Source organism: Pseudomonas sp. PvP027 (assembly GCF_017833005.1).
Lineage (GTDB): Bacteria > Pseudomonadota > Gammaproteobacteria > Pseudomonadales > Pseudomonadaceae > Aquipseudomonas > Aquipseudomonas congelans.
Map to the genome: position 1 here is coordinate 783,240 of NZ_JAFIBK010000001.1, position 11,837 is coordinate 795,076.

Genomic DNA, 11,837 nt, shown 5'->3' on the forward strand with positions numbered 1-11,837 from the left:
CGGGGTCAGTCCGTCGTTGGGTTGCCAGCCATATGGCTGTCGGCAATCGCGTTGAATGCCACTTGATACTGGAAGCGGTCGGAACGGCTGACCGAGCGCGAAAGCTCTACAGGCTGCCCCGAGCGGTCACACGAAACCGTCAACACCGTCAGCACAGGTATATGCCGAGGCATCAGCAGCAGCCCGGCCTCTCCGCGGGACGGCAGTCGGGCACCGATCAGGCTCTGTGCACGGCTCAGCGGCAATTCGCGCTCGGCCAGGTACTGGCGCACCGAGCCGCCCTGATACTCAGCCAGCAGTTCACTGTAACGGGCGCTGTAGCGATGGCAGATCAGACTCACGGCCTGGCCGTCCAGCTTGCGCAAGGTCTGCAGTTCGATCAGTGGCGCATGCTCGGCCAGCCCCAGATGCAGCGCATCTTCCTGACTGGCGAGGCATTCGCGACGCACCAGCAGCACGGCCTCGACCCCGATGCCCTGCGCCGACAGCGACTTGCTGTAGGCGCTGTCAGCCTGCATCGGGTAGATCAACGGGCGTTCCAGTACTTGAGTGCCCTTGCCCTGGCGGCGCAGCACACTGCCCTCGCGGACCAGCTCGTCGACAGCGCGGCGGATGGTGTGGCGGTTGACGCTGAAGCGTTCGGCCAGCTGAAACTCGGCGGGCAGGTAATCGCCAGGCAGATACGTGGCCAGCTCGTCACGCAACGTCTCGGCCAGTTCCAGGTACATCGGCTCGTGTTGTCTAGACAACTGCATGGTTAAAAAAAGTGTTCATTGAACACCCCTCTTCTGTCAGATGAATTGCTTGCGCAGGCGCTGCGACATGATGTCGATGACGCTTACCACAACGATGATCACCAGCAGCACGGCGCTGGTCTGGACGAACGCAAAGGCGCGAATGTTTTCCCAGAGAATAACCCCGATGCCCCCTGCACCGACCATCCCTACCACGGTTGCCGAGCGCACATTGGATTCGAACCGGTATAGAGCATAGGAGATCCACAGCGGCATAACCTGCGGAATGACCCCGTAGATGACTTCCTGCAAGGCGCTGGCACCGGTGGCGCGCACGCCTTCGACCGGTCCGGGCTCTATGGCTTCGACAGCTTCGGCGAACAGTTTGGCGAGGACCCCGGTGGTGCTGATCCACAGCGCCAGCACCCCGGCGAACGGCCCCAGGCCGACGGCGACCACGAACAACATCGCGAAAACCATCTCGTTGATCGAACGAAAAGCGTCCATGCAGCGCCGCAACGGCAGATGAATCCACCACGGCGTGATGTTCTCGGCGCAAAGAATGCCCAGCGGTATCGAGCAGACAATCGCCAGCGCCGTACCCCACAGGGCAATCTGGATAGTCACCAGCATCTCCTTGAGGTAACTGCGCCACTCACGGAAGTCCGGCGGAAAGAAATCGGCGGCGAATGTCGCCATGTTCGACGAGTCGCGAACCAGTGCCATCGGGTTCATTTCTGCGCCGTGCCAGGCCCAGGCCAGTGCAGCGAGCAACAGACCCCAGCCCAGATAACGGGACCAGTTGGGTTTGCCCGCAACCTGGGTATAGGCAACGTGAGTGGTCATGACGAACTCCTGATCGTGAACGGCTGGCTCAACCTGCGGAGCTGCCTGCGGTTTTCTGGTTCAGCTCGGTGATGCGCTCCTGCAACTTGCTCAGGCTGGCATCGATATCCTTGAGACGGGTGGCTTTCTCCTGGGCATCCAGCGTGGTGCTGGCCACCACTTCGGTACGCTGCTTGAACAGTTCGAGCTGGCGAATGGGCAGCAACTGGTCATCGCTGGACTTGAGGAACTTGCCCATCTGCATGTTCTTCAGGACGGTCTTCTCTTCATCTGTGTTGCCATAACTGGTGAAGAATTCACGGATCTTTGCCTTGTCCTGGTCCGACAGCGCCTTGCTCCAGACAATCGGGTCGGCCGGGATCAGCGGCGATTTCCAGATCACCTTGAGTTGCTCGACCTTGTCGGGCTGGGTCACGGCCAGACGATCCCAGCTTTCGGTATTGAAGGTCGCAACGTCCAGCTGCCCCTTGGCAACACTGAGGGCGTTGACTTCATGACTGGAGTTCAGGGTGCGCTTGAAGGCGGTGGACGCATCGACGTGGTTTTTCGCGAACACGTAATAACCCGGCACCAGATAGCCTGAAGTGGAATTCGGGTCACCGTTGCCGAAGGTCAGGCTCTTGGCATTCTTGAGCATGTCTTCGACGCTATTGATCGGGCTGTCCTTGCGTACGATCAGCAGGCTCCAGTAGCCCGCGTCACCGTTGGCGGCGGAGGTCTGGGCAAAGATTTCGCCGTTGGAGCGGTCCACCGCTTCCATCGCCGCCTTGTTGCCCAGCCAGGCCACGTCCACCTTGTTGAAGCGCATGCCCTGAATCAGGCCGGCGTAGTCCGAGGCGAAAGTGGCGTTGACTTTTAGACCGGTCTTGCGGCTCATGTCATCGAGAAACGGCTGCCAGATACTTTTCAGGTTTTGCGAAGACTCGGTGGACATGATGCCGAAATTGATGGCTTTTTCTTCTGCGGCCTGGACCGTGCCCAACGCGCAGGCAGTCAGCAAGGCGGCAGAGGCGAGAAGACGACCGATACGCTTGAACATGCAGGCTCTCCGGAAAATGTCAGGTGGGGGATGGTGGAAGGACGTCAGACTTTGGCCAGCGTCAGGCGGGCTTTTTGCCGCACGCGCCGGCTTCGTTCGGTGATCATCAGACTCGCGTCCGCGTCTGCACCGTAGAGGTCGTTGAGGAACTGTTTGCTGAGGTCCTGCGCCAGGCCATCGAAATGAATGCGCCCTGCCTTGAGGGCCACCGCACGCGGGCAATAGCGCACGGCATAATCGACCTGATGCAGGGTCACCACGACTGTTTTGCCGTCGCTGCGGTTGATGTCGGCGAGGATTTCCATGACGCGGCGCGCCGACTCCGGGTCCAGCGAGGCAATAGGTTCGTCGGCGAGAATCACTTCGGCACGCTGGGTCAAGGCACGCGCAATTGCCACCCGCTGCTGCTGACCACCGGACAGGGTCGAGGCCCGTTGCGCGGCAAGGTCCGCCAGCCCGACCCTTTCCAGCGCAGCCATTGCGCGCTGTTTTTCCTCGTTATTGAACAGCGCCAGACTGCCGCGCCAGCGTGGCATGCGCCCCAGGCAACCAAGCAGGACGTTGTCCAGCACGCTGAGGCGATTGACCAGATTGAATTGCTGGAAGATATAGCCGATATCGGCGCGCAGACGTCGCACCTGGCTGTTGAGGCGGCCGGAGGACTGAACCTCGCGACCCAGTACCTGAACCTGACCGCCATTGCTGCGATCACAGCACGCCAGGCCTGCAAGGTGCCGGAGCAGCGTTGACTTGCCCGACCCGGAAGCGCCAATCAGCGCAACCATCTCACCGGGTTGTATAGACAACGCAAGGTCAATGAGCGCGCTTTTATGGGAAAAGGTCTTGTTCAGGCCTTGTACATGAATGGCTTCGTTCATGAGGCTTCTCGGTCTGTGCACGACCCGGGACAGGTCGCATTTGGTTGTCAACCAAACTGGACCTGTGTTGTTGCAGCCTCATGAACCGCGAGTGACCAAGTGATAACAGTTTGTCGCCAATGGTGTGGCATCGGACAGCGGTGGGAGCGTCATCCGCTGTATCGCCACACGGAAGCGTCAGAACTGAAAGAAGCCAGGCAGCCGCTCCCAGTACTGCGGAGCGGCGCAGAGGCAGCAGGATCAGATCCTGAAGCTGCCTACCAGTTGCTGCAGGCGCGCAGCCTGCTCTTCCAGCGAATTGCAGGCATCCAGGGTCTGGCGCAGGTTGTCGACGCCCAACTGATTGAGGGTGTTGATGTGAGTGATGTCGACATTGATCGATTCGACCACCGAGGTCTGCTCCTCGGTTGCCGCCGCGACCGACTGGTTCATGCCGTTGATCTCTTCGATACGGCGGGTCACGCTGCTCAGACGCTCGCCGGCCAGGTTGGCGATGCCGACGCTGTCCTCGCTCTGACGCTGGCTCTCGGTCATGTTGGTCACTGCGTCGCGAGCGCCGACCTGCAGCTCTTCGATCATGGTCTGCACTTGCTGGGCAGAATCCTGGGTGCGATGCGCCAGGTTGCGCACCTCGTCGGCCACTACCGCGAACCCGCGCCCCGCTTCACCGGCACGCGCCGCTTCGATGGCCGCGTTGAGCGCCAGCAGGTTGGTCTGCTGGGAAATACTGGTGATCACTTCCAGAATCTGCCCGATGTTGGCGGTCTTGCCATTCAGGCTTTCAATGTTCACGCACGACTCGCTGATCTTCCCGGACAGCTCGTTCATCGCCTTGATAGTCTGCTGCACGACGTTCTGACCGTCGCTGGCCAGGCCGCTCGCATCGCTCGACTGCTGCGAGGTGCGCGCCGCATTCTGGGCTATTTCCTGGGCTGCGGCGCCCAATTCGTTGATCGCCGCGGCCACGCTTTCGGTGCGGTTGGCCTGCTGGTCGGAGTTGCCCATGGACGCGTTGGAGACCTTGACCACCCGGGTGGCAACCTCGCCCAATTGCGCGGCAGTCGAGGCCACTTCACGGATCGAGGCGTGAATGCGCTCGACGAAACGGTTGAACGACTCGGCCAGTTCGCCGAATTCATCTTGCGAAGTGATGGCCAGACGCTTGGTCAGATCGCCCTCGCCGTCAGCGATATCACGCATCGCACGGCCCATCTGATGCAAGGGTTGCATCAACACCCGAATCAACAGACCCAGCAGCAGGATGATTACCACCACCACAACCACCATCGCCGTGATGGCCGAAGCACGGAACTCGGCCAACATGGCGTAGGCCGAGTCCTGCTCAAGTACCAGTGCCACGTACCAGTTGGCCGTCGAAACACCTTGAACAGGCGTGAAGGAAATGATCTCCGGCTTTTTACCGGAGTCGATTTCAGTCACCCCGGTGGCAATTTTCGGCGTGTTGGTCGGGTAGGCTTCACTGATGTTCTTGAGCACCAGTTTGCTGTCCGGGTGCACCAGGATCTTGCCGTCGGCACTGACCAGAAATGCATAGCCATGGCCATCGAAGTTCAGCGAGTTGATGATCTTGGTGACGTTGTCCAGAGCGATATCAGCACCGGCCACGCCCACGAACTGATTCTGGAACTTGACCGGTGTGGCCATGGTCATGACCAGCTTGCCGGAAGAGGCCGCGATGTAGGGTTCGGTCACGATGGTGCCGGGCGCATTCTGTGCCGCCTTGTACCAGCCACGCGCACGCGGATCATAATCAGCGGGGCGATTGGCCGATGGTACCGAGAACATGACGCCCTCGGTGCTGCCAAAGTAGCTCAACTGAAAACTGTCGCTGTAGGCAGGCAGGCCGATGGCGCGCTGCAACTGTGGCAGTTCCTTGCCATCCGCGGCGATTTGCTGCGACATCGACTGCAGCAATTGCATGCGGCTTTCCAGCCAGGTCTGAATATTCTGCGTGGTGAGCGTACCCAGTTGTTGCAACTCTGACTTGACGCTGGATTTGAGTGACTGACGCTGGCGATAGTCATTGACGACAATGAACACGCTGAACGCGACAACCACAATCAATGCAGCGGCAAGAAGGATTTTCTTGCTGAACCCCAGACTCTTCATAGCGGTGACTTCCACGGCAAAAAACCAATAAGGACGATCTCTGGATCGCCAATCAAACTTCACAACGGTGCCGTCTATTTCACGTTACAACCCACAGGCCGCTCAGCGGCCGGAGCCGAGACCTCTGCCACGGCGTCAATCAACGGACAGGCAAGAGCATCGAAACTTTATAGAGACGCTTGTATCGCCATATCGGCGCGATCCGCGAGTCCTTGATTATTTTTTTCGTCGGGGGTCGAGACGTCTTTCCCATAATCGACACTCAAGCGTGCAGAACAGGAAAAACTGGCTATGGTTGAAATCATCCCCCGCACTGCACAGGATGGCCACGCCATGCCAAGTATCGAGCAACTTTTTGACGGTTTGCATAGCCTCCCGAGTATTCCCAAAGTGGCTCAGGACTTGATGCTGCAATTTGACAATCCCTCTTCCAACCTGGAAAGCATTGCCCGCAATATAGAAAAAGACCCGGTGATTGCGGCCAAGGTATTGCGCCTGGCCAACTCGGCACGCTTTCGCGGCTCGAGGGAATCCTCAAGCATCGAAGACGCAGCCATGCGTCTGGGTTTCAATACGCTGCGTACGCTGGTGATGGCCTCGGCAGTGACCGGTGCGTTCAAGGCCGGGCCGAGCTTTGATCTCAAGGGGTTCTGGCTGAAAAGCTTTCAAGTGGCCGGCATCTGCCGGATGCTGGCGAAACAGACGGGCGTCGATCCTGAAATTGCCTTTACCTGCGGGGTGATGCATAACATCGGTGAGTTGCTGATCCAGACCGGTGCGCCCGATGTCGCCGAACGCCTGAACAACGCCGCCAAGGCCGGGACACCAGGACGTGCAGCCGGCGAAACCCTGCAACTGGGTTTCAGCTACCCGGAAGTCGGTGCAGAACTGGCCAGTCGCTGGCATCTGCCCAAGGTCATTCAACAGGCTATCGCCTATCAGGCAACGCCGCTGAAGGCACCGGCTGACGCACCGCTGCCAAAGATCGTTGCTCAGGCCATCACCATTTCGGATGCGCTGGAGGCCCACGGCGGCGCGACGCCTCAGGCGCAGCAGGCCTCAGGCGGGCCGCTGATGGAGGGCATTGATCTGGACGCGCTGTTTGCCGGGTTGCCGGCAGTGCTTGAAGCCGACAAGGCATTTTCCGAATTGTTGAGCTGAGCCATCGGCAACTCTTCAGCCTGACCAACGCAAGCGGGCATGGCGTCAAGCGGTCCATTTCAGGAGTCGCACAGCGTGTTTATCTGTATATCCATACAGATAAAACTTGCCCGCCACGCATTCAGCGTTCATCCTTGCAGCCCTTGCACCGGTAATCGACGACGGTAGTCATGCGGCTGTTTCTCTGCGAAAAACCTTCCCAGGCCAAAGATATTGCGGCTGCGCTCGGCGCCACCCGGCGTGGCGACGGCTGCTGGGTGGGTGCCGATGCGACAGTGACCTGGTGCATTGGCCACCTGCTGGAAACCGCCCCGCCCGATGCCTACGATGCACGCTACAAACGCTGGGTACTGGAAGACCTGCCCATCGTGCCGGAAAAATGGAAGATGCTCGTCAAGCCCAGAACCGCCAGCCAGTTCAAGGCAGTCAAGCGGCTGCTGGGTGAAGCCCGGGAACTGGTGATCGCCACCGACGCCGACCGTGAAGGCGAAATGATCGCCCGCGAACTGATCGAGCACTGTCGCTATCGCGGGCCGATTCAGCGCCTGTGGTTGTCGGCACTGGACGACGCCTCGATCCGCAAGGCGCTGGCGGCGCTCAAACCCGGTGCCGATACGTTCAGCCTGTATCACTCGGCACTGGGCCGATCACGCGCCGACTGGCTGATCGGCATGAACATGAGCCGTCTGTTCACCCTGCTGGGTCGACAATCCGGCTATCAGGGCGTGTTACCAGTCGGCCGGGTACAAACCCCGACCCTGCGACTGGTGGTGGACCGTGATCGCAGCATCGCCAACTTCGTCCCGGCGCCCTACTGGGCTATCGACGTCAGGCTGCTGCATGACAGTCAGGCCTTCATTGCCCAGTGGCGCGCACCCTCGGATGCCTGCGACGATCAGGACCGCTGCCTGAACCAGGCGCTGGCGCAACAGGCTGCGCACGACATGCGCGCCGCTGCCGGCGCACGACTGGTCAAGCTGCGCACCGAGCGAATGCGCGAAGCGGCGCCCTTGCCGTTCGACCTGGGTACCCTGCAGGAAATCTGTTCAAAGAAGCTCGGGCTCGGTGCGCAGGAAACCCTCGACATCGCCCAGTCCCTGTATGAAACCCACAAGGTCATCACCTACCCGCGCAGCGATTGCGGTTACCTGCCGAACAGTCAGCACGGTGAAGCCGCAGGCATCATCGCGGCGCTGTGCAAGGCCGACCCTGCACTGACAGGCCTGTCGCCGCACCTCGATCCACAACGTCGGTCCCGGGCCTGGAATGACAGCAAAGTGACGGCCCACCACGGCATCATTCCCACTGCGGCGGTACGCGGCGTAGAACGTCTGACCGGAAAACCGCGGGCGGTGTACACCCTGATCAGGGCGCGCTACCTGGCCCAGTTTCTGCCCAACCATGAATACGATCGCACCCAGGCTGACTTCGACTGTGCAGGCCATGCGCTGCGTGCGGTGGGCAAGCAGATTGTCGAGCCGGGCTGGAAGCGAGCGATGCCCGAAGCGCTGGCCCCGGCCAAGGGTCGCGAAGCGCCTGCGCCGCAGCCGTTGCCGGCATTGTTTCAGGGCTGCGAGTGCGCAGTCGCCGAGGTCATCCTCAAGGACCTCTGGACCCAGCCGCCCAAGCCGTTCACCGAGGGAGACCTGATCAAGGCGATGAAGAACGTCGCCAAACTGGTGGAAGATCCGCTGCTGAAACAGAAGCTCAAGGACACCACCGGCATCGGCACCGAAGCAACGCGCGCCGGGATCATTCAAGGCCTGCTGGACCGTGGCTACCTGACCAAGCAGGGCAAGTCGCTGTGCGCAGCACCGGCAGCCTTCAGCCTGATCGACGCCGTGCCCCGTGCCATCGCCGATCCGGGCACCACAGCCATCTGGGAACAGGCGCTGGACATGGTCCAGAGCGGCGAAATGAGCCTTGAAGAGTTCGTCGCCAAACAGGCGGCGTGGATGAGCAAACAGGTCAGCCGTTGCGTCGGCATGCGCATGAGCATCAGCGGACCGGCCAGCCCGGCGGGCATCACGCCGCCCTGGAAGAAAAAACGCAAGACCACAAAGCGCGTCGCCAAAACATCCTCCGCCTCGGCGGACACTCCAGCGAAAAAGCCGCGGCGTGCTGCCAGACCAGCCGCCAAGGCGTAGGCCGGAACAGTGACAGCCAGATCAGCCATTGCACATTCAAGCGTTACGAACAGGTGTTACAACATGTCAGACCGAGAGCTCATCATTCCGCCCACCATGCAGTCGATCATGGACCGTGCAGGCTATGCACCTGCGGTCAGGGTTGGGGATACCCTGTACTGCGCGGGCCAGGTGGGACGTACGCGGGATATGGAAGTCATTCTCAACCCGGAAACGCAATTCATCGCCTGCTGGGAAAATCTGCGCACGGTGCTCGCCGAGGGCGGCTGCACCTTCGACGACATCGTCGACATGACCACTTATCACGTCGCCATGAGCGAGCATATGGCGGTGTTTCGTGAGGTGAAAAACCGCATATTCCCGCGTGGCCAGTGCGCCTGGACCTGTATCGGCGTGGCCGAACTGGCACACCCTGGGTTGCTGCTCGAAATCAAGTGCGTTGCGGTCAGGCGCAGCAACGCCTGATCGGCGGTTACAGGCTGGAGCGCAAGGGTATCTCTTGCCGCGAAGCCTGTGCACGGACATCGTCCAGACCGACCATTTCGTCATGCGCCACAGCCTGGGTCATGAACAGCTTTACGTCAGACACTGAAGACAGCACCTTGCGCGCCTCTTCCACCGAGGCAACGTGCAGGGTTTTTCCGCTCGAATCCTCCACTGGCACAGACTGGCCGTCGAGCTTCGCGTGCAGTACGTAGGAACCGCCTTCCATGGATATCAGATCGAGTTCACGAACCGCTTGATCCTTTACATGCTTGGTCAGGTCTTGAATTTTCAAAGTCACACCTCCGGTGGCGTTCTGGAAATCAGCGCCGCTTGAAAATGGAGCTTTTATTGGCGCAAACGTTCAGTCGTTTCGGTTCAGGCCAGCCTGAACACGCCTGTCGTCAGTGCATGAAACACATTGAGCGATGTCACTGTGGGTCGGCATCGAACAACGGGCGCGCACGTCGCGCCCTCGCTTATTTGCCCAACAGCAGTGCTGCGTCGAAGCCCATCCGCAAGTTGCCCCAGTGGCGCCCCTCGAAAAAGAACGGCACATCGATTTCGGTCATAATCTCTCCGGTATCGCGCAAATAAGTCTGCAACAGAAAACGCTGTTTGTTGCCCGCAGCGCGCAGGCCGATCGGATCAGAGAACATACGTTTGTTGCGGCACACCGGCAGATCGACTTCGCGGTTGCCGGTAGGTTTTTGCGATACCCAACTGTTGTTGACCGGGCAATAACCTTTGCTGTCGACGATGAAGGTGACCTTGCCGCCGCGTGTGCCCTTGGTCAGCTTGTCGCATTCGTCCTGGCAGATTTGCGCAAAACGCTCGGTGTAGCCGGTGGTGTATTGTTTCGGATCTGTGCCGGGAATCAGCTTGTAACTCTGATCGAACAGATTGACGCCCTGCTTGTGCAGCTCGGCCAGGCGTACTTGCAGAATGTCACGGCACTGACTGGCGCGAGTAATCGCCGCATCCAGCTCGCCATGCCCAAGCACAAATCGCCCGAGCAGCGCCTGCACCTGCTCGGCCACACTGGACAGATCCCGGGTGGCGGTCGCGGAGTGCTGCATGCGCTGGTCGATGGCCTGGCTATCGGCATAGATCCGCGTTACTCGCTCATTGATCCCCGTGTTTGTGGAAGCGAACTGCTGAATGTGCGCAGCGATGTCGGCGAGCTTGTCGTTGGTCGACTCGAAATCGCCGATCATGCTCTCGAAATGGCCGGACGCACGTTCTACCACCAGCTGGGTTTCGCGGGCGCTGTGGCTGATCTGAATGGTCTGTTCGTGTGTGGAGCTGACTTCCTGAAGCATGGCGTCGATGTTGCGCGAGATGTCGTCAGTGGCTTTACTGACGTTTTGCGCCAGCGTGCGCACTTCGTCGGCCACCACCGCAAAACCTCGACCACTCTCCCCCGCCCGCGCCGCTTCGATGGCCGCGTTGAGCGCCAGCAGATTGGTTTGCGAGGAAATTTGCTGAATCAGGCCGACGATCGACTTGATGCTTGACGAGCGCTCATTCAAGCCGGAGACCAGCCCACCGAACTCATTGAGACTGCTGGATATCTGGCTGATGTTTCCAGTCACTTCCAGCAATTCGGCGTAAGAGTCGCGCGCCATGTTCAGGTTCTGCGCAGTGGTGCTGGAAATGCCCTGCGTCTGTTGCGAGACGTCTTCGATGCTGCCCACCGCCATGTTGCTCTGGTCCATCACCTCTCTGGCGAAGCGTGCCTGATCGGTCGCGCTGTCGCTGGAATCACTGATGTTCTTCAGCGAACGCGCCGACTCGACGGCGATCTGTACAGTCAGCCCCTGAATGCTGCTGATGATCTCGCGCTGTTTGGCCAGAAACAGATTGCAGGTACTGGCCAGCCCGCGAATTTCATCATGGGTGAGCAGCGGCAGATCCCTCGACAAATCACCCTCACCGCTGGCGACCTCCTCGAGCGCACGGGTCATGGACATCACTGGACGCACGATCAGGTGGCGGAAATACCAGACCATGAAGCTGACCATGACCAACGTAAACAGCGTGCTCAGCAGAATCGCGTTGCTCAGCAGATCAAGCTGGCTCTGGATCACGCCCAGCGCGACAGGGTCCGTTTGCGTACCGCGCAACTGCAGCATGATGTCGGAACGGATGTTCAGCGCCACCCAATACAGCAGGGCGCTGACCAGGACCAGCAGGAAAAGGCTTGATAGCTTCTTGGTCAGCGTGTTGAAAAACTGCTTTTCAACTGACTCATACAAAGCCTTTAACGTCTGCATTTTGCTGCTCCTGAGTACAAGGGTGATTCTCGTGCGATGGTTAACGTCTGTCGCTACCAAAGCTTTAATGCGTTCGCCTTCAGCGCAGGCGAAAAACTTCAGCCACACAGCTCACGGCGCTTTTCGCGCCGCAGAGTACTGCA

10 protein-coding genes are annotated in these 11,837 nt (G+C 59.8%); 3 read left to right on the top strand and 7 right to left on the bottom strand.

Annotated elements, in window-relative coordinates:
* Nucleotides 1-5: 5 nt before the first annotated feature.
* The 5 genes from phnF to JOE33_RS02985 form a co-directional block, all read right to left on the bottom strand.
* Nucleotides 6-755, bottom strand: a complete 750-nt coding sequence (gene phnF, locus JOE33_RS02965) for a phosphonate metabolism transcriptional regulator PhnF (protein ID WP_096140499.1) — start codon at nt 753-755, stop codon at nt 6-8.
* Between the two features lie 36 nt (nt 756-791).
* Nucleotides 792-1,580 carry a phosphonate ABC transporter, permease protein PhnE gene (gene phnE, locus JOE33_RS02970; protein ID WP_003403611.1) on the bottom strand — a complete coding sequence of 263 codons (789 nt, stop codon included), beginning with the start codon at nt 1,578-1,580 and terminating at the stop codon, nt 792-794.
* Between the two features lie 28 nt (nt 1,581-1,608).
* Nucleotides 1,609-2,619 carry a phosphonate ABC transporter substrate-binding protein gene (gene phnD / locus JOE33_RS02975; RefSeq protein WP_010436606.1) on the bottom strand — a complete coding sequence of 337 codons (1,011 nt, stop codon included), beginning with the start codon at nt 2,617-2,619 and terminating at the stop codon, nt 1,609-1,611.
* A gap of 44 nt (nt 2,620-2,663) precedes the next feature.
* The gene (phnC, locus tag JOE33_RS02980) at nt 2,664-3,497 is read right to left on the bottom strand and encodes a phosphonate ABC transporter ATP-binding protein (RefSeq protein ID WP_122693869.1); all 834 of its coding nucleotides are present in this window, start codon (nt 3,495-3,497) and stop codon (nt 2,664-2,666) included.
* Between the two features lie 240 nt (nt 3,498-3,737).
* Complete coding sequence (locus JOE33_RS02985; protein WP_032614658.1) at nt 3,738-5,627, bottom strand: methyl-accepting chemotaxis protein; 1,890 nt, start codon at nt 5,625-5,627, stop codon at nt 3,738-3,740.
* A gap of 333 nt (nt 5,628-5,960) precedes the next feature.
* On the opposite strand from JOE33_RS02985, the gene JOE33_RS02990 reads away from it, so the two are divergent.
* The 3 genes from JOE33_RS02990 (at nt 5,961) to JOE33_RS03000 (ending at nt 9,400) form a co-directional block, all read left to right on the top strand.
* Entirely contained in the window at nt 5,961-6,788 is an 828-nt protein-coding gene (locus JOE33_RS02990) for an HDOD domain-containing protein (protein ID WP_054993043.1), read from the top strand.
* Between the two features lie 170 nt (nt 6,789-6,958).
* The gene (locus JOE33_RS02995) at nt 6,959-8,935 is read left to right on the top strand and encodes a DNA topoisomerase III (protein WP_187626153.1); all 1,977 of its coding nucleotides are present in this window, start codon (nt 6,959-6,961) and stop codon (nt 8,933-8,935) included.
* Nucleotides 8,936-8,998: 63 nt separating this feature from the next.
* Entirely contained in the window at nt 8,999-9,400 is a 402-nt protein-coding gene (locus tag JOE33_RS03000) for a RidA family protein (protein WP_187626154.1), read from the top strand.
* Nucleotides 9,401-9,407: 7 nt separating this feature from the next.
* Here JOE33_RS03000 and JOE33_RS03005 read toward each other — a convergent pair whose 3' ends face one another.
* Nucleotides 9,408-9,719 carry a DUF6482 family protein gene (locus JOE33_RS03005; RefSeq protein ID WP_025991095.1) on the bottom strand — a complete coding sequence of 104 codons (312 nt, stop codon included), beginning with the start codon at nt 9,717-9,719 and terminating at the stop codon, nt 9,408-9,410.
* Nucleotides 9,720-9,897: 178 nt separating this feature from the next.
* On the bottom strand, nt 9,898-11,694 hold the full coding sequence (locus JOE33_RS03010) for a methyl-accepting chemotaxis protein (protein ID WP_010436626.1): 1,797 nt from the start codon (nt 11,692-11,694) through the stop codon (nt 9,898-9,900).
* Nucleotides 11,695-11,837 lie beyond the last annotated feature (143 nt).